Raw genomic sequence first — 18,277 nt, forward strand, 5'->3', positions numbered from 1 at the left:
TGATTTTATGTGCCGCTTTTGCATACAACAATGTGAGCAAGGTTGTAATTATTTTGTAAACACATTGCTAAATAAAAACGCATGCACTACAACCAATACATCACAAGTGGTCAGACCTCCTACAAGCTCAGGGAGCATTTCTCTATGATGATTTTGAGTATTGTTGCAACCGTCGTTTTACTCGGCGCGCTCTTCTATCACCGGGTCAGCCTGCTGCTCAGCAGCGTGATTTTGCTCGCCTGGACCGCGGCGCTCGGCGCGGCCGGAGTGTGGAATATCTGGCTGCTGCTGCCGCTGGCGATCATACTGTTGCCGTTTAACTTTGCGCCTATGCGTAAATCCATGATTTCCGCACCGGCGTTTCGCACATTCCGCAAGGTGATGCCGCCGATGTCGCGCACGGAAAAAGAAGCCATCGACGCCGGCACCACCTGGTGGGAAGGCGATCTGTTTCGCGGCAATCCTGACTGGCAAAAGTTACATAACTATCCGCAGCCGCGGCTGACCGCCGAAGAGCAAGCTTTCCTCGACGGCCCAGTTGAAGAAGCCTGCCGGATGGCTAACGACTTCGCCATCACTCACGAAATGGCCGATCTGCCGCCGGAGCTGTGGGCCTATCTGAAAGAGCACCGCTTCTTCGCGATGATCATTAAGAAAGAGTATGGCGGACTTGAGTTCTCCGCTTACGCTCAGGCACGAGTACTGCAGAAACTCTCTGGCGTCTCCGGCATCCTGGCGATCACCGTCGGCGTCCCGAACTCGCTGGGCCCGGGCGAACTGCTGCAGCATTACGGTACCGAAGAACAGAAGAATCATTATCTGCCGCGTCTGGCACGCGGCCTGGAAATCCCTTGCTTCGCTCTCACCAGCCCGGAAGCGGGCTCTGACGCCGGCGCCATCCCGGATACCGGCGTGGTGTGCATGGGCGACTGGCAGGGTCAACAGGTGCTGGGGATGCGCCTGACCTGGAACAAACGTTATATCACGCTGGCGCCTATCGCCACCGTGCTGGGGCTGGCTTTCAAACTCTCTGACCCGGATCGTTTGCTGGGCGGAGAAGAAGAGCTGGGTATCACCTGCGCGCTGATCCCCACCTCCACCCCGGGCGTGGAAATCGGCCGTCGCCACTTCCCGCTGAATGTGCCGTTCCAGAACGGTCCAACCCGCGGCAAAGATATCTTCGTGCCTATCGATTACATCATCGGCGGCCCAAGCATGGCCGGTCAGGGCTGGCGCATGTTGGTTGAATGTCTATCGGTCGGCCGCGGTATTACTCTGCCGTCCAACGCCACCGGTGGTCTGAAATCCGTTGCCATGGCGACTGGCGCTTACGCCCATATTCGCCGCCAGTTCAAAATCTCCATCGGCAAAATGGAAGGGATTGAAGAGGCGCTGGCGCGTATCGCCGGTAACGCCTATGTGATGGACGCTGCGGCGTCGCTGATCACCTACGGCATCATGCTCGGCGAGAAACCTGCAGTGCTGTCCGCTATCGTGAAATATCACTGCACCCACCGCGGCCAGCGCTCCATTATCGACGCGATGGATATTACCGGCGGGAAAGGCATTATGCTGGGCGAAGGCAACTTCCTCGCCCGGGCATATCAGGGCGCGCCTATCGCCATCACCGTGGAAGGCGCAAACATTTTGACCCGCAGCATGATGATCTTCGGTCAGGGGGCGATTCGCTGCCATCCGTACGTACTGGAGGAGATGGCCGCCGCGCAGAATAATGACCTGAACGCCTATGACAAGCTGCTGTTCAAACACATCGGCCATGTCGGCAGTAATAAAGTGCGGAGTTTCTGGCTGGGCCTGACCGGCGGGCGCACCAGCAGCGCGCCGACCCGTGACGCCACCCGTCGCTACTATCAGCAAATGAATCGTCTGAGCGCCAACCTGGCACTGCTGTCAGACGTCTCAATGGCGGTGCTCGGCGGCAGCCTCAAGCGACGCGAACGTATCTCCGCCCGTCTGGGGGATGTGTTAAGCCAGCTGTACCTGGCCTCGGCGGTGCTGAAACGCTATGACGATGAAGGACGCAATGAAGCCGATCTGCCGCTGGTTCACTGGGGGGTACAGGACGCGCTGCACCAGGCCGAGCAAGCCATTGACGATCTGTTGGACAATTTCCCGAACCGTCTGGTGGCAGGCGTAATGCGCCTGGTCATCTTCCCGACCGGCCGTCATCATCATGCGCCGTCGGATAGGCTGGACCACCAGGTCGCCAAAATTCTGCAGGTGCCCAGCGCCACGCGCTCCCGCATCGGCCGCGGTCAGTATCTGACGCCGAGCGAGCATAACCCGGTAGGCCTGCTGGAAGAGGCCCTGCTGGAAGTGATGGCGGCCGATCCTATCCACCAGCGGATCTGCAAAGAGTTGGGTAAAAATCTGCCGTTCACCCGTCTGGATGAGCTGGCCCACAACGCGCTGGCCAAAGGATTAATCAGTCAGGATGAGGCCGCCATTCTTACCCGTGCAGAGCATAGCCGTCTGCGCAGCATTAACGTCGACGACTTTGCGCCAGAGGAGCTGGCGACAAAGCCGGTAAAGCTGCCGGAAAAAGTTCGTAAAGTTGAAGCTGCATAATAAAACCACTACCACATCACGCGCCGGGCGGGGAACTTTCCCCGCCTTTTTTTCGCCCTCTCCTCCCCTTTCGTTTCCATCAGTAGCATTTTTTTAACAAAATATTCCGCGGACCGCCGCGCGGCTGATATGGTGTTACAGTTAACCTAACCCCCTCATGAGAATGGAGTTGACCATTGTGCCTGGCCTGAAAATTTCGCTGTTGCAACAACCGCTGGTCTGGATGGACGGCCCTGCCAACCTGCGCCATTTTGATCGCCAACTGGAAGGAATCACCGGGCGCGATGTGATTGTCTTACCAGAGATGTTTACCACCGGCTTTGCCATGGAAGCGGCAAAACAGTCTTTACCCGAGGCCGACGTGGTGGAGTGGATGCATGCCCGGGCCGCGCAATCCCAGGCGCTGATTGCCGGCAGCGCTGCGCTGCAAACTGAACACGGCGCTGTTAACCGCTTCCTGCTGGTCGAGCCTGACGGTACGGTGCACCATTATGATAAACGGCACCTGTTCCGTATGGCCGATGAACATCATCACTATGAGGCCGGAAACCAGCGCGTGGTCTTTGAATGGCGTGGATGGCGGATCCTGCCGCTGGTCTGTTACGACCTGCGCTTTCCGGTATGGTCGCGTAATCAGAACGACTATGATTTGGCGCTGTATGTCGCCAACTGGCCGGCGCCGCGCTCGCTGCACTGGCAGTCGCTGCTGATCGCCCGCGCGATTGAAAACCAGGCCTATGTCGCCGGCTGTAACCGGGTTGGCACTGACGGCAACGGCCATCATTACCGCGGCGATAGTCGGATTATCAATCCCCAGGGGGAGATTATCGCCACCGCCGATCCGCATCAGGCCACTCGTCTTGATGCCGAGCTGTCGCTGAGCGCCCTTCAGGAATATCGTGAAAAATTCCCCGCCTGGCGCGATGCCGATCCTTTCACTATCGGCTAATCACCCTTCGGGAGCCGCTGCGCTCCCTTTTTATTCCACCACGATCCGCACAGCACAGTAGACCAATAACGCTGCCAGCATCCAGTTCAGTTGCCGCCCGTACAGCAAAAACAGGCGCTGAAACAGATGCCCCGCCAGCGCCCAGCACAGATTTCCCAGCGCGCCAATCGCCGCCAGCAGCAGACTCACGCTGATAAGCCAAACAGGCTCGCGAGTAACGGGCAGAACAAAGGTAGAAAGCGCGGTGATGCCATACAGAATAATTTTAACGTTGACGAACTGTAGCCCCAGACTCGCCCAAAAGCCTACCGGTTCTACACTCGGCGTCCCTGTCGCCGGTTTGCTTTTGGCAATCTGCCAGGCCAGCCACAGGATGTACGCCGCGCCAATCCATCCCAATACCAGGGTAAAGCGTGAGTCGAGTTCAACCAGCGAAAAGGTTAAAGCCGCGCAAATCAACATAGTGATAATAAACCCGACGCTCATCCCGGCCAGCACCCGCAGGCTGCGGCGTAGACCATGGGAGGTGACGCTGCTCAGCGCCAGGATATTGTTGGGCCCGGGTGTCAGGGCGGTGATCAAAGTGTAAGTTAAAAAGGCGCTAATCAGGGTAGGTGTCACGGGTTTTCTCCTCTTGTCTGGCAGACACTACCCGAAGCTGATAATTTAAAAAAATGAATATTTTTTCATTCTCGCTTCGATAATATCGATACAAAGAGGAAATATGGATCTGCGACGCTTCATCACCTTCAAAACTGTTGTCGAAGAAGGTTCCTTTCTGTGCGCGGCGCAGAAACTATGCTGCACTCAGTCCACCGTGACTTTTCATATCCAGCAGCTGGAGCAGGAGCTTGCCATTCCGCTGTTTGAGAAAATCGGCCGGCGGATGTGTCTCACCGCCGCCGGTAAGAAGGTCCTGCCGCATGTCTACGACCTGACTAAAGTGATGGCCTCGATTCGTCAGGCGGCACGCCAGGACGATGAGCCCGGCGGCGAACTTCGCGTCGCCACTGGCGAAACGCTGCTGGCGTATAAAATGCCGCGGGTGCTGCAGCGTTTTAAGCAACGCGCTCCGAAAGTGCGCCTGTCGCTGCAGTCGCTCAACTGCTACAGCATCCGCGATGCGTTGCTTGCCGACGAGGTCGATTTGGGGGTGTTTTACCGGGTGGGTAACGATGACGCGCTCACGATAATGGAGCTTGGCCAGCAGTCGCTGACGCTGGTCGCATCGGTCGAGCAGGCGCCGGTAGACTTCATGCGCCCGCGGCAGCATATCCCGCTGAGCTTTATCATCAACGAACCCCAGTGCGTGTTCCGGCAGATTTTTGAAAGCACCCTGCGCCAGCGCGAAATTACTCTGGAGAACACCATTGAGCTGTGGAGTATTGAGAGTATCAAGCAGTGCGTGGCGGGAAATCTGGGAGTGAGTTTTCTGCCACGCTTTGCGGTGGAGGACGAGCTCAAGCGCGGGACGCTGGTTGAGCTGCCATTCAGCGAGACGCCATTGACGATCCATGCGCTCTGCGCCCACCATGCCGGGAAGGCTATCAGTCCGGCGATGCGGGTATTTATGCAGTGCATGCAGGAGGAACAAGAGGCGCGCTGAAATTCGGCGACGAAAACGACGAAAGCCTGAATCATTGCTGACTCAGGCTTTCTGAATAGTGGCGGAACGGACGGGACTCGAACCCGCGACCCCCTGCGTGACAGGCAGGTATTCTAACCGACTGAACTACCGCTCCGCGTTGTTGTTCCGTTGGGAACGAGGCGAATATTACGGATTCCCCTCTACCCCGTCAACGCTTTTTCTACCATTTTGAATCGTTTGCTGCAAAAATCACCCAACCGCCTATTTTTAATTCATTTTAGTGGCTATCAGGCACGCCACAGGCAGCTTCCGCCTTTCTTTTGTACCAGGTCGAGGCGGGATTCATGGTTCGCCAGTTCTTCATCTGAGGCATAAACCACGCGTAACTGACTGCCGGCGCGGACGACGCGCTGAATTCCCATCTCTCCCGCCTGCTGCTGGCTTTCGCCTTCCATAGAGAACGCCATCGAAGTCTGGCCGCCGGTCATCATCAAATAGACATCGGCAAGGATCTGGGCATCGAGCAACGCCCCGTGCAGCGTACGCTTGCTGTTGTCTATTTCGTAACGCGAACATAGCGCATCGAGGCTGTTGCGCTTGCCTGGAAACATTTTCCGCGCCAGCGCCAAACTGTCGGTGATTTTACAAAAGGTCTCGGTTTTTCCGATGCCGCGGTTTAGCTTACTGAATTCATAATCCATAAAGCCGATATCGAACGAGGCGTTATGGATCACCAGCTCCGCGCCGCGGATGTAATCCATAAACTCATCAGCCACCTCGGCAAAGGTAGGTTTATCCAGCAGGAACTCATCGGCGATCCCGTGTACGCCGAATGCTTCAGGATCCACCAGCCGATCGGGCTTCAGGTAGACGTGAAAATTGTTACCGGTCAGGCGGCGGTTGATCACCTCCACGGCGCCGATCTCAATGATCTTGTGTCCTTCGTAGTGTGCCCCGATCTGGTTCATACCGGTGGTTTCGGTATCGAGAACAATCTGGCGCGTAATTGCAGTGCTCATAGCGGTCATTTATGTCAGACTTATCGTTTACAAATCGATTTCAATTACAGGAAGTCTACCAGAGATGCTCAAACAGGTAGAAATTTTCACCGACGGCTCTTGCCTGGGTAATCCAGGACCTGGCGGCTACGGCGCCATCATGCGCTACCGCCAGCACGAAAAAACCTTCAGCGCTGGCTACCGTCTGACCACCAATAACCGCATGGAACTGATGGCGGCAATTGTTGCCCTGGAAGCGTTAAAAGAGCATTGCGAAGTGGTGCTCAGCACTGACAGCCAGTATGTTCGTCAGGGGATCACCCAGTGGATCCACAACTGGAAAAAGCGCGGCTGGAAAACGGCAGAGAAAAAGCCGGTGAAAAATGTCGACCTCTGGCAGCGGCTGGACGCCGCGCTTGGCCAGCATAAAATTAAATGGGAATGGGTAAAGGGCCACGCCGGCCATCCTGAAAATGAACGCTGCGACGAGTTGGCGCGCGCGGCGGCCTCCCACCCCACACTGGACGATGTCGGCTACCTGCCTGAGAGTTAATTCTGCCCTTTGCGCCACTGCCGGGTGGCGCCCACCGCCGGCCGCAGCTGAGTTTTCGCTTTGCCGGATTTCATCGGATTGAGCGTCAGCGGAATGGTCCGTTTGCGGGCGACAATCAATTGCAAACAGCCCAGCGCCGGCAGATGGGTGCTCAACAATTTGCCGCCATGGCGCGACCAGGGCAAAACCTGGTAACGTCCATAGTGCAGCACTTCAAAGTTGAGCAGCGCCAGCCAGTCCAGCTGGCGCATCAGCGTAAACATACGGCTATTATAAGGCGTTCCTTTGCGCAGGACCGGCACCAGCTTACGCAACCCCATCAGGCTGACCGGATTAAACCCGGTCAGGATCATCCAGCCATCATCGATCAGTACACGATCGGCTTCCCGCAGCAGACGATGCGGATCGCTACACCACGGCAGGGTGTGCGCCAGCAGGCAGGCGTCAACGGACTTTTCGGCAAAGGGTAAATGCAGCGGGTCAGCCCGGACCTGCATTGGATTTCCCGCCAGCGAGACATTCACCTGGTGCGAGATGGCGCAAGCTTCGGTATTGATTTCCGCGCTCAGATTGCCAATCTTAAGCAGATGAAAGCCATATAATTTAGCCAGCCACGGTTTCATCTGCTGCTCCAGCGTTTCGCGATAGTATTCGCCCCACGGCATACTGGACCAATGCTCAGGCGCTGTCACTGTGTGAGGTATCCTTGCCGGCTTCATTGCCACCTTCCGCTACGCTTTAGAGGTAATTTATGAATCTTATCAGTATTCCCGCGTTTCAGGACAACTACATCTGGGTTCTCAGTGAGAATAACGGCCGCTGCATCATCGTAGATCCAGGCGAAGCCGCGCCGGTTCTGGCAGCCATCGAGGAAAACCAGTGGCAGCCCGAGGCTATTTTATTGACCCATCATCATCAGGATCACGTCGGCGGCGTAAAACAATTACGTGAAAAATTCCCTTCTATAGTGGTTTACGGGCCGGCGGAAACCCAGGATAAAGGCGTCACTCAGGTGGTAGGCGATGGCGATCGGCTGTCAATTCTCGGGCACGATTTTTCCATTTTCTCTACGCCAGGTCACACATTAGGACATATCTGTTACTACAGCGAACCTTATCTGTTCTGTGGCGATACGATGTTTTCCGGCGGCTGCGGAAGGCTGTTCGAAGGTACAGCAGAGCAGATGTATCAATCATTTATGAAAATTAATGCCCTTCCTGAAGAAACCCTCATATGTTGCGCACATGAATATACGTTAGCGAATATGAAGTTTGCATTGAGTATCCTGCCAGATGATAGGGACATAAACGATTACTATCATAAAGTTAATGAGTTACGTGCAAAAAAACAAAAAACACTACCCGTAACTCTGAAAAATGAGCGGCGTATAAATTTATTTTTACGCGTAAATGATATTGATTTAATTGACAAAATTAACAAAGAAACAAATTTGCAACACTCTGTGGCGCGATTTGCATGGTTAAGGTCAAAGAAAGATGACTTCTGATATTTAATTCTTGTCATCGGCCAACTTCGCCGTTATCCTTGGTCGTCTTTTAAGCAACTATTGACACACACATGAAGGCACGAGCGATATTACTCGCCTCTGTCCTGCTGGTGGGGTGCCAGGCGTCTAAGCACGATGGCACCGTCGAACAGCGAGCACAGAGCCTTTCTGCGGCTGGTCAAGGGGAAGCAGGCAAGTTCACAAGTCAAGCGCGCTGGTTAGATGATGGAACCTTCTACGCGCAAGACCAGGATCTGTGGACTTCCATAGGCGACGAGCTAAAGATGGGAATACCGGATAATCCCCGGATTCGCGAACAGAAACAGAAGTACTTAAGAAATAAGAGCTATCTCCACGATGTAACTTTACGGGCAGAGCCGTATATGTACTGGATAGCCGGGCAGGTTAAGAAACGTAACATGCCAATGGAACTGGTATTACTACCCATAGTGGAGAGCGCTTTTGACCCACACGCGACGTCTGGCGCCAATGCCGCAGGCATTTGGCAGATCATTCCGAGCACAGGGCGCAATTATGGTTTAAAACAGACCCGCAGTTACGATGCGCGTCGTGATGTCGTCGCGTCTACTACCGCGGCGCTGGACATGATGCAACGTCTGAACAAAATGTTCGACGGCGACTGGTTGTTAACGGTCGCAGCCTATAACAGCGGCGAAGGCCGGGTCATGAAGGCAGTAAAAGCGAACCGTTCGCGTGGCAAACCCACCGATTTCTGGTCGCTGTCTCTGCCGCATGAAACGAAAATCTACGTCCCGAAAATGCTGGCATTGAGCGACATTCTCAAAAACAGCAAACGTTACGGCGTAAAGCTGCCTACGGCTGATGAAAGCCGTGCGCTGGCGCGCGTTCGCCTCGACAGTCCGGTTGATATTTCTCAGCTCGCGGACATGGCCGGTATGCCGGTCAGCAAGCTGAAGACGTTCAATGCGGGCGTAAAAGGGTCAACGCTGGGCGCGAGCGGGCCAAAGTACGTCATGGTGCCGCAGAAGCACGCCGCACAGCTGCGTGAATCGCTGGCCTCTGGCGACATTGCCGCCGTGCAGCCGACGCAGCTCGCGGACAATACGCCGCTGACCAGCCGTAGCTATAAGGTGCGTTCCGGCGACACCATTTCCGGGATAGCTTCCCGTCTTGGTGTGACGACCCGCGATCTGCAGCAGTGGAATAACCTGCGCGGCTCTGGATTAAAGGTTGGGCAGAATCTGGTTATTGGCGCAGGCAGCAGCGCCCAGCGTCTGGCGAACAACAGCGATAGCATCACCTATCGCGTTCGTAAAGGCGATTCGCTGTCGAGCATCGCCAAACGTCACGGCGTTAATATTCGCGACGTGATGCGCTGGAACAGCGATACCGACAACCTGCGCCCAGGCGATCAGCTAACGTTGTTTGTGAAAAACAGCGATCGACCAGAGTCCTGATACCTCTGGTTCGACAAAAAGGCACCGACTTCCCCGGTGCCTTTTTTATTGCCTAAATTAAACCGCTTTATGCGCTTCGAACAGAATGGTATCGCTGGTAAACGATCCGTCCTCCTGTAACTCGAAGTACGCTTTGACCTCCGCCGAAGCGCTCTGCTGATATAAGCGAATCGCCTCCACCAGCGGCTCAGGAGTACGCATCCGCGCCACCCATGAACTGAACTCCAGCGGCAGGCGATCGGTCAACAACTGGTTAACCACCAGCCCCGCTTCAGTCGCCAGCGTCAACCACTCGCCGCTGGAATAATTACGCACATGCGAGGTGTCGCGCAGGGCTTCCACCGTCTGCAGCCAGACATCACGTACCGGATGACCCGGCGACATCACGTCCATCACGATAATCACCCCGCCCGGCTTGAGAACACGTTTCACCTCACGCAGCGCCTGGCCAACGTCATGCCAGTGGTGAGCGGAGTAGCGGCTAATCACCACATCAAAGCTGACATCAGCGAACGGCAGCGTTTCGGCGTACCCCTGCTGGGTCACGATATTGCTAAAACCTTTCTCCTTTGCCGCGGCGGCAACGACCTCCAGCATCTGGCTCGATAAATCATAGGCGGTCACCTCGGCAACCTGTCCCGCCGCGGTAAAGCTGGCGTGCCCTGCCCCGCAGCCCATATCCAGCACTTTCGCCTGAGGAAAATCAGCCAGCCGTTCCGCCAGCCGCTGCAGATCGCGACCAGAGGCGTGTACGGCGCTGGTCAGATAGGCGCTGGCCTGGGAGCCGAACTGCTTTTCGACGTTGTCATGGTGAGAGCGTGTTGTCATGTTGTCTTGTCCTTACGGTTTTTTTTGAGTAATAAAAGGCAGCACCATGCATGCGCAGGCCTGCCCCATGGCAGGCCTGACCAACCTTAAATTAATCAGGCTTGCCGGGACTGAATTCGACTAGTAGCGGGTTGTGGTCGGAGGCGCGGGTCACCAGCACGGAAGCATCGTGCACGCTTAACCCACGGTAGAACACAAAATCGAGGGGACGACCAAACGCGCGGCGGCGCTGATCGTCTGAGAAACGAACTTCGCGTAACGACATCTCACGCGCAAAGCGGTACAGCGCATTCATCCGCGGCCGGCTCCAGGCATTGAAGTCGCCGGCCATGATCACCGGCCCGCTGTGATGGGCGATCTGATCGCCAATTGGCAGCAGCTGTTTGCTGTAGACGTCGACGCCAAGGCTAAAGTTGACGGCATGGATATTGACTACCATCAACAACCGCGCATTCGGCAGCGGATAAACGGTCACTAACGCCGATTTCGGCAATCGCAAAATAGGCTCGCGCTCGCGCAGCGGACAGCAATAGATGGGGTGCGCGGAGGCCAGCGTCATTACGCCGGAAGGATGCTGCGGCAATACCAGCGCCGGCACCTGATCGGCGGCCAGATAGTTTGAAGTCGCGAACCGGACCAGTTCTGGGGTGGTTTGCGCCTCCTGCAACAGGACCAAATGCGCATCTTTGCCGAAATTTTTGAGGACCGACTGCCACTCTGCGCGCTGCTGCTTGAAGATATTCCATACCAGCACGCGGATCTTCTCATCGCTGCTTAACGGCGTGCCGGCGGGATAAACCGGACTCACGCCCGCAAACGCCCCCGGAGGCAATATTCTCTCCGCAGGTTGTCCGGCGACATAGCGCATGGCGTAGGTGTTCTTTCGCAATTTGGGCATTAATCCTCGATAACAGAAACCAGCCCGACGACGACTGGTTATTCTGTTATAGGGATTTTCCCATACACTTTCAATGCAAATTGCGAGAAACCCTTAGCCTTCGGGAGAAAGCGCTGCCGAACGGCGTGGCAATTTATCTAAACGTCCGCTCAGGACCACCAACAGCAAAGCGACCAGCACAATCATCGCGCCAATCCACGGCGTCTGCGCCAAACCGTACCGCTCGACCGTCTGTCCACCGACGATCGACCCCAGCGCGATGCCGACGTTAAAGGCGGCAATATTCAGGCCGGAAGCGATGTCGACAGCCCCCGGGGTATACTGCTCTGCTTTTTGCACCACATAGACCTGCAGACCCGGCACGTTGCCGAAGGCGAAAACGCCCATCACCAGCACTGTCGCCAGCGCTGCATAGTGAACGCTGGCGGTCAGCTGGAAGACCAGCAGCAGTAGCACCAGCGCGGCGAAGATAAACTTCAGCGCGGAGACGGCGCCATGCTTATCGGCCAGTTTGCCGCCCCACACGTTACCTATAGCCACCGAGACACCATAGCCCAGCAGGATCCAGCTCACCGCTGACGGGCTGAAGCCGGCCAGCTCCTGCATCATCGGCGCCAGGAAGGTAAAAGCGGTAAACACGCCGCCATAGCCCAGCGCGGTAATGGCGTAGATCATCAGCAGGCGCGGATGGGTTAATACTTTCAGCTGATCGCGCAGGCTGGCGCTGGCGCGGCCCGGAATATTATTCGGCACCAGAATCAGACTGCTGATTAGCGCAATCACCCCGAGAATCGATACCGCGAGGAAGGTTTCCCGCCAGCCGAAATGCTGGCCAATAAAGGTGCCAAAGGGAACGCCGGTCACCAGCGCGACCGTCAGGCCACCGAACATAATGGCGATGGCCGAGGCTGCTTTCTCTTTTGCCACCAGGCTGGTGGCGATTGTCGAGCCGATAGAAAAGAACACGCCGTGCGCCAGACCAGTCAGCAGTCGCGCCAGGATCAGCGTTTCATAGCCAGGGGCCTGCCAGGCCAGTATGTTACCCGCCGTAAACAGCACCATCAGCGCCAGCAGCAGCTGTTTACGCGGCATACGCCCGGTCAACGCCGTCAGTACCGGGGCGCCGATCGCCACGCCCAGCGCGTAGATAGAGACCAGCAGTCCCGCCGAAGGCAGGGAGATAGAGAGTTGCTGAGCAATGGTCGGGACCAGGCCGACAATCACAAATTCAGTGGTGCCAATTGCGAAGGCACCGATGGTTAAGGCAAATAGCGCCAGTGGCATAATTTACTCCGTAGCATCAGGATTAAGATGACACGTAGTATGAAGGGTTGTATAAATAACAAAAACTATCAAAGTATCAATAGAATTTTGCTATAGGTGCAATAATGAGAGCCACATCAGAGGAGATCGCCATCTTTGTGGCGGTGGTGGAAAGCGGGAGTTTCAGCCGGGCGGCCGAGCAGCTCGGACAGGCCAACTCCGCCGTCAGCCGGGCGGTCAAAAAGCTGGAATCAAAGCTAGGCGTAAGCCTGCTCAATCGGACCACCCGCCAGCTCAGCCTGACAGAAGAAGGCGAGCGCTATTTTCGCCGGATGCAGGTGGTCTTGCAGGAAATGGCGGCGGCAGAGAACGATCTGCTGGAGACGCGCACGACGCCGCGGGGCCTGCTGCGGGTTGATGCCGCGACGCCGGTGATGCTGCATTTTCTCATGCCGCTGGTGAAGCCATTTCGCGAGCGCTACCCGGAAATGACGCTGTCGCTCGTCTCGTCTGAGACGTTTATCAATCTGATTGAACGGAAAGTGGATGTGGCCATTCGGGCCGGGACCTTAACGGATTCCAGCCTGCGCGCCCGACCGCTGTTTACCAGCTATCGTAAGATCGTCGCCTCGCCCGACTATGTCGCGCGCTACGGTATGCCGCAGCATCCATCCGATCTGAAACAGCATCACTGCCTCGGCTTCACCGAGCCGGTATCGCTGAATACCTGGCCGGTCTCCTGTTGCGATGGCCAGCTGTTAGAGATCGAAGCGGCGGTGTCATCCAATAGCGGCGAAACGCTCAAGCAGCTGTGCCTGACCGGCAACGGTATTGCCTGCCTGTCGGATTACATGGTGGATAAAGAGATTGCCAGCGGAGAGTTTGTCGAGCTACTGGCGGATAAGCGCTTACCGGTGGAAATGCCTTTCAGTGCCGTCTATTACAGCGACCGGGCGGTCAGCACTCACATCAGGGCATTTATTGATTTTCTGAGCGACCACGTAAAACAGCTCCCGAAGGAGCTGTCGTAATACCATCTCGGTCTGCAAGGCGAACGGCATACCGGTAGCGAGTGATTAATCCCACTGCGGCGCCAGACCTTCCGGGCTCACCAGCCGATCGTTGCAATCCAGCGCAGCGATCGCCTGTCGATCTTCATCATCCAACTGCAGATCCAGCGCCTTCAGGTTGCTGGCCAGGTTATCACGCTTCGTCGAGGACGGGATCACCGCGTACCCCTCGCCCATCGCCCATGCCAGGATAACCTGCGCCGGAGTCGCATTATGTTTCGCCGCGATACGGGCAATCACTTCATCTTTCAGCGCCTTACCATAAGCCAGCGTCATGTAAGAGGTGATGTGGATGCCGTGCTCACGTGCCCAGTCGACGACTTTACTGTTTTGCAGATACGGCGAGAGTTCAATCTGGTTGGTCGCAATGTTTTCAGCGCCAACGGCGGCAATCGCGCGCTCCATCAGTGGAATAGTGAAGTTGGAGATACCAATCTGACGGGTCAGACCCAGCTTCTTCGCTTCCATCAGGGCTGCCATAAACTCTTCAACGGCAACCGCATCGTTCGGTGACGGCCAGTGGATGAGCGTCAGGTCAACATAGTCCGTGCGCAGCTTCTGCAGACTTTCTTGCAGGCTGGCGATGAGTTTGTCTTTGCTCAGGTTCTCGATCCAGATTTTGGTAGTGATGAACAGCTCATCACGCGGCACGCCGCTTTCGGCGATAGCCTGACCCACCGCGGCTTCGTTGTCATAGATTTGCGCGGTGTCGATAGCACGATAGCCCAGCTCCAGCGCGGTTTTTACGGATGCGATAACAACATCATCTTTCAGACGGAAGGTGCCAAGACCAAATGCAGGGATTGCCATGATTTTCCTCGTTATTTCTTCATTTCGGTTAACGGATGAAATTATGGCTGATGGTGTGGAGGGGAAAAAGAGCGATTAATGCAGAGGATTTTTGCTGAATTAGCAATAATAGAGAACAGATCAAACAAAAAAGCCCTGAGCAAATGCTCAGGGCTCTTAATAAGTGGCGGAACGGACGGGACTCGAACCCGCGACCCCTGCGTGACAGGCAGGTATTCTAACCGACTGAACTACCGCTCCACCGAATTTCTTCGCTTTATTACCACCGGTTGTCACCCCGGCTTACTGCAATTTGATGCCTGGCAGTTCCCTACTCTCACATGGGGAGACCCCACACTACCATCGGCGCTACGGCGTTTCACTTCTGAGTTCGGCATGGGGTCAGGTGGGACCACCGCGCTAGTGCCGCCAGGCAAATTCTGTTTTATCAACACGTCTTACCAACGTATCGATTAATCTGTATCAGAGCTGAAAATTCTCTCAATCCGCCAAAACATCTTCGGCGTTGTAAGGTTAAGCCTCACGGTTCATTAGTACCGGTTAGCTCAACGCATCGCTGCGCTTACACACCCGGCCTATCAACGTCGTCGTCTTCAACGTTCCTTCAGGAGACTTAAAGTCTCAGGGAGAACTCATCTCGGGGCAAGTTTCGTGCTTAGATGCTTTCAGCACTTATCTCTTCCGCATTTAGCTACCGGGCAGTGCCATTGGCATGACAACCCGAACACCAGTGATGCGTCCACTCCGGTCCTCTCGTACTAGGAGCAGCCCCCTCAATTCTCCAGCGCCCACGGCAGATAGGGACCGAACTGTCTCACGACGTTCTAAACCCAGCTCGCGTACCACTTTAAATGGCGAACAGCCATACCCTTGGGACCTACTTCAGCCCCAGGATGTGATGAGCCGACATCGAGGTGCCAAACACCGCCGTCGATATGAACTCTTGGGCGGTATCAGCCTGTTATCCCCGGAGTACCTTTTATCCGTTGAGCGATGGCCCTTCCATTCAGAACCACCGGATCACTATGACCTGCTTTCGCACCTGCTCGCGCCGTCACGCTCGCAGTCAAGCTAGCTTATGCCATTGCACTAACCTCCTGATGTCCGACCAGGATTAGCTAACCTTCGTGCTCCTCCGTTACGCTTTGGGAGGAGACCGCCCCAGTCAAACTACCCACCAGACACTGTCCGCAACCCCGATAAGGGGCCAACGTTAGAACATCAAACATTAAAGGGTGGTATTTCAAGGTTGGCTCCACGCAGACTGGCGTCCACGCTTCAAAGCCTCCCACCTATCCTACACATCAAGGCTCAATGTTCAGTGTCAAGCTATAGTAAAGGTTCACGGGGTCTTTCCGTCTTGCCGCGGGTACACTGCATCTTCACAGCGAGTTCAATTTCACTGAGTCTCGGGTGGAGACAGCCTGGCCATCATTACGCCATTCGTGCAGGTCGGAACTTACCCGACAAGGAATTTCGCTACCTTAGGACCGTTATAGTTACGGCCGCCGTTTACCGGGGCTTCGATCAAGAGCTTCTCCTTACGGATAACCCCATCAATTAACCTTCCGGCACCGGGCAGGCGTCACACCGTATACGTCCACTTTCGTGTTTGCACAGTGCTGTGTTTTTAATAAACAGTTGCAGCCAGCTGGTATCTTCGACTGGTCTCAGCTCCATCCGCAGGGACTTCACCTACACACCAGCGTGCCTTCTCCCGAAGTTACGGCACCATTTTGCCTAGTTCCTTCACCCGAGTTCTCTCAAGCGCCTTGGTATTCTCTACCTGACCACCTGTGTCGGTTTGGGGTACGATTTGATGTTACCTGATGCTTAGAGGCTTTTCCTGGAAGCAGGGCATTTGTTACTTCAGCACCGTAGTGCCTCGTCATCACACCTCAGCCTTGATTATCCGGATTTGCCTGGATAACCAGCCTACATGCTTAAACCGGGACAACCGTCGCCCGGCTAACATAGCCTTCTCCGTCCCCCCTTCGCAGTAACACCAAGTACAGGAATATTAACCTGTTTCCCATCGACTACGCCTTTCGGCCTCGCCTTAGGGGTCGACTCACCCTGCCCGATTAACGTTGGACAGGAACCCTTGGTCTTCCGGCGAGCGGGCTTTTCACCCGCTTTATCGTTACTTATGTCAGCATTCGCACTTCTGATACCTCCAGCAACCCTCACAGGTCACCTTCGCAGGCTTACAGAACGCTCCCCTACCCAACAACACATAGTGTCGCTGCCGCAGCTTCGGTGCATGGTTTAGCCCCGTTACATCTTCCGCGCAGGCCGACTCGACCAGTGAGCTATTACGCTTTCTTTAAATGATGGCTGCTTCTAAGCCAACATCCTGGCTGTCTGTGCCTTCCCACATCGTTTCCCACTTAACCATGACTTTGGGACCTTAGCTGGCGGTCTGGGTTGTTTCCCTCTTCACGACGGACGTTAGCACCCGCCGTGTGTCTCCCGTGATAACATTCTTCGGTATTCGTAGTTTGCATCGGGTTGGTAAGTCGGGATGACCCCCTAGCCGAAACAGTGCTCTACCCCGAAGATGAATTCACGAGGCGCTACCTAAATAGCTTTCGGGGAGAACCAGCTATCTCCCGGTTTGATTGGCCTTTCACCCCCAGCCACAAGTCATCCGCTAATTTTTCAACATTAGTCGGTTCGGTCCTCCAGTTAGTGTTACCCAACCTTCAACCTGCCCATGGCTAGATCACCGGGTTTCGGGTCTATACCCTGCAACTTAACGCCCAGTTAAGACTCGGTTTCCCTGCGGCTCCCCTATACGGTTAACCTTGCTACAGAATATAAGTCGCTGACCCATTATACAAAAGGTACGCAGTCACACCCGAAGGTGCTCCCACTGCTTGTACGTACACGGTTTCAGGTTCTTTTTCACTCCCCTCGCCGGGGTTCTTTTCGCCTTTCCCTCACGGTACTGGTTCACTATCGGTCAGTCAGGAGTATTTAGCCTTGGAGGATGGTCCCCCATATTCAGACAGGATACCACGTGTCCCGCCCTACTCTTCGAGTTCACAGCCTGTGCATTTTGGTGTACGGGACTATCACCCTGTACCGTCGGACTTTCCAGACCGTTCCACTAACACACAAGCTGATTCAGACTCTGGGCTGCTCCCCGTTCGCTCGCCGCTACTGGGGGAATCTCGGTTGATTTCTTTTCCTCGGGGTACTTAGATGTTTCAGTTCCCCCGGTTCGCCTCGTTAACCTATGTATTCAGTTAACGATAGTGTGACGAATCACACTGGGTTTCCCCATTCGGACATCGCCGGTTATAACGGTTCATATCACCTTACCGACGCTTTTCGCAGATTAGCACGTCCTTCATCGCCTCTGACTGCCAGGGCATCCACCGTGTACGCTTAGTCGCTTAACCTCACAACCCGAAGATGTCTTCAGATTGCGAAAATTTGAGAGACTCGAACACACATTGACTGTGTGTCGTTTCAATTTTCAGCTTGATCCAGATTTTTAAAGAGCAAAACTTCGCAGTGCACCTTTTCAGGTTCACTCTGAAGTTTTCTTGTGTTCGCAGTAAAGATGGTGGAGCTATGCGGGATCGAACCGCAGACCTCCTGCGTGCAAAGCAGGCGCTCTCCCAGCTGAGCTATAGCCCCATCGTTTGCAACCTCTTCAAATTTGCTTCGCAAATTTGGTAGGCCTGAGTGGACTTGAACCACCGACCTCACCCTTATCAGGGGTGCGCTCTAACCACCTGAGCTACAAGCCTGTAGAGGTTTTTACTGCTGTTTTC

14 protein-coding genes, 4 tRNA genes and 2 rRNA genes are annotated in these 18,277 nt (G+C 55.2%); 7 read left to right on the plus strand and 13 right to left on the minus strand.

Features of this window, described 5'->3' with window-relative positions; translation table 11 throughout:
• Positions 1–144 precede the first annotated feature (144 nt).
• On the plus strand, positions 145–2,589 hold the full coding sequence (fadE, locus tag LPQ25_RS20855) for an acyl-CoA dehydrogenase FadE (protein WP_002889690.1): 2,445 nt from the start codon (positions 145–147) through the stop codon (positions 2,587–2,589).
• A gap of 178 nt (positions 2,590–2,767) precedes the next feature.
• Positions 2,768–3,538, plus strand: coding sequence for an amidohydrolase (locus LPQ25_RS20860; protein ID WP_002889689.1), 771 nt, complete (start codon positions 2,768–2,770; stop codon positions 3,536–3,538).
• A gap of 30 nt (positions 3,539–3,568) precedes the next feature.
• On the opposite strand, the gene eamB is transcribed toward LPQ25_RS20860, so the two are convergent.
• Positions 3,569–4,159, minus strand: a complete 591-nt coding sequence (gene eamB / locus LPQ25_RS20865; RefSeq protein WP_004178672.1) for a cysteine/O-acetylserine transporter — start codon at positions 4,157–4,159, stop codon at positions 3,569–3,571.
• A gap of 103 nt (positions 4,160–4,262) precedes the next feature.
• On the opposite strand from eamB, the gene LPQ25_RS20870 reads away from it, so the two are divergent.
• Positions 4,263–5,144 carry a LysR family transcriptional regulator gene (locus LPQ25_RS20870; protein ID WP_014908001.1) on the plus strand — a complete coding sequence of 294 codons (882 nt, stop codon included), beginning with the start codon at positions 4,263–4,265 and terminating at the stop codon, positions 5,142–5,144.
• Positions 5,145–5,203: 59 nt separating this feature from the next.
• On the opposite strand, the gene LPQ25_RS20875 is transcribed toward LPQ25_RS20870, so the two are convergent.
• Both LPQ25_RS20875 and dnaQ read right to left on the minus strand, forming a co-directional pair.
• Positions 5,204–5,280, minus strand: a tRNA-Asp gene (locus LPQ25_RS20875).
• Positions 5,281–5,413: 133 nt separating this feature from the next.
• The gene (gene dnaQ / locus LPQ25_RS20880; RefSeq protein ID WP_014908002.1) at positions 5,414–6,145 is read right to left on the minus strand and encodes a DNA polymerase III subunit epsilon; all 732 of its coding nucleotides are present in this window, start codon (positions 6,143–6,145) and stop codon (positions 5,414–5,416) included.
• A gap of 64 nt (positions 6,146–6,209) precedes the next feature.
• Here dnaQ and rnhA point away from each other — a divergent pair, with 64 nt between their 5' ends.
• Entirely contained in the window at positions 6,210–6,677 is a 468-nt protein-coding gene (gene rnhA, locus LPQ25_RS20885) for a ribonuclease HI (RefSeq protein WP_002889686.1), read from the plus strand.
• Here rnhA and LPQ25_RS20890 read toward each other — a convergent pair.
• Positions 6,674–7,396 carry a class I SAM-dependent methyltransferase gene (locus LPQ25_RS20890; protein ID WP_002889685.1) on the minus strand — a complete coding sequence of 241 codons (723 nt, stop codon included), beginning with the start codon at positions 7,394–7,396 and terminating at the stop codon, positions 6,674–6,676. The two genes, rnhA and LPQ25_RS20890, sit on opposite strands and share 4 nt — an antisense overlap.
• Positions 7,397–7,428: 32 nt before the next feature.
• Between LPQ25_RS20890 and gloB the strand changes: the two genes are divergently transcribed.
• Together gloB and mltD are read left to right on the plus strand one after the other, a co-directional pair.
• Positions 7,429–8,184 carry a hydroxyacylglutathione hydrolase gene (gene gloB, locus LPQ25_RS20895; RefSeq protein WP_004145833.1) on the plus strand — a complete coding sequence of 252 codons (756 nt, stop codon included), beginning with the start codon at positions 7,429–7,431 and terminating at the stop codon, positions 8,182–8,184.
• 71 nt (positions 8,185–8,255) lie between these two features.
• Positions 8,256–9,623: a murein transglycosylase D gene (mltD, locus tag LPQ25_RS20900; RefSeq protein WP_002889632.1), complete on the plus strand. Its 1,368-nt coding sequence runs from the start codon at positions 8,256–8,258 to the stop codon at positions 9,621–9,623.
• Positions 9,624–9,680: 57 nt separating this feature from the next.
• Here the strand turns inward: mltD and LPQ25_RS20905 are convergent, their stop codons facing one another.
• The 3 genes from LPQ25_RS20905 to LPQ25_RS20915 all read right to left on the minus strand — a co-directional run bounded on the left by LPQ25_RS20905 (position 9,681) and on the right by LPQ25_RS20915 (position 12,633).
• On the minus strand, positions 9,681–10,451 hold the full coding sequence (locus tag LPQ25_RS20905) for a class I SAM-dependent methyltransferase (protein ID WP_012737434.1): 771 nt from the start codon (positions 10,449–10,451) through the stop codon (positions 9,681–9,683).
• A gap of 91 nt (positions 10,452–10,542) precedes the next feature.
• On the minus strand, positions 10,543–11,340 hold the full coding sequence (locus LPQ25_RS20910; protein ID WP_074424925.1) for an endonuclease/exonuclease/phosphatase family protein: 798 nt from the start codon (positions 11,338–11,340) through the stop codon (positions 10,543–10,545).
• A 102-nt stretch (positions 11,341–11,442) separates the two neighbouring features.
• Positions 11,443–12,633 (minus strand): MFS transporter, encoded by a 1,191-nt coding sequence (locus LPQ25_RS20915; RefSeq protein WP_012737432.1) that lies wholly within the window; start codon positions 12,631–12,633, stop codon positions 11,443–11,445.
• Between the two features lie 104 nt (positions 12,634–12,737).
• Between LPQ25_RS20915 and yafC the strand changes: the two genes are divergently transcribed.
• Positions 12,738–13,643 (plus strand): DNA-binding transcriptional regulator YafC, encoded by a 906-nt coding sequence (gene yafC / locus LPQ25_RS20920; RefSeq protein ID WP_012737431.1) that lies wholly within the window; start codon positions 12,738–12,740, stop codon positions 13,641–13,643.
• Between the two features lie 45 nt (positions 13,644–13,688).
• On the opposite strand, the gene dkgB is transcribed toward yafC, so the two are convergent.
• The 6 genes from dkgB to LPQ25_RS20950 form a co-directional block, all read right to left on the minus strand.
• Complete coding sequence (gene dkgB, locus LPQ25_RS20925; RefSeq protein WP_012737430.1) at positions 13,689–14,492, minus strand: 2,5-didehydrogluconate reductase DkgB; 804 nt, start codon at positions 14,490–14,492, stop codon at positions 13,689–13,691.
• A 164-nt stretch (positions 14,493–14,656) separates the two neighbouring features.
• Positions 14,657–14,732: transfer RNA gene (locus LPQ25_RS20930), tRNA-Asp, on the minus strand.
• Positions 14,733–14,789: 57 nt separating this feature from the next.
• Positions 14,790–14,905: ribosomal RNA gene (gene rrf, locus LPQ25_RS20935) — 5S ribosomal RNA — on the minus strand.
• 96 nt (positions 14,906–15,001) lie between these two features.
• Positions 15,002–17,899, minus strand: a 23S ribosomal RNA gene (locus LPQ25_RS20940).
• A gap of 165 nt (positions 17,900–18,064) precedes the next feature.
• Positions 18,065–18,140 (minus strand) — tRNA-Ala (locus tag LPQ25_RS20945).
• Between the two features lie 36 nt (positions 18,141–18,176).
• Positions 18,177–18,253: transfer RNA gene (locus LPQ25_RS20950), tRNA-Ile, on the minus strand.
• Between the last annotated feature and the right edge of the window lie 24 nt (positions 18,254–18,277).

This window comes from Klebsiella sp. KPN54798, assembly GCF_021184225.1.
In the GTDB taxonomy this organism is placed as follows: Bacteria; Pseudomonadota; Gammaproteobacteria; order Enterobacterales; family Enterobacteriaceae; genus Klebsiella; species Klebsiella pneumoniae.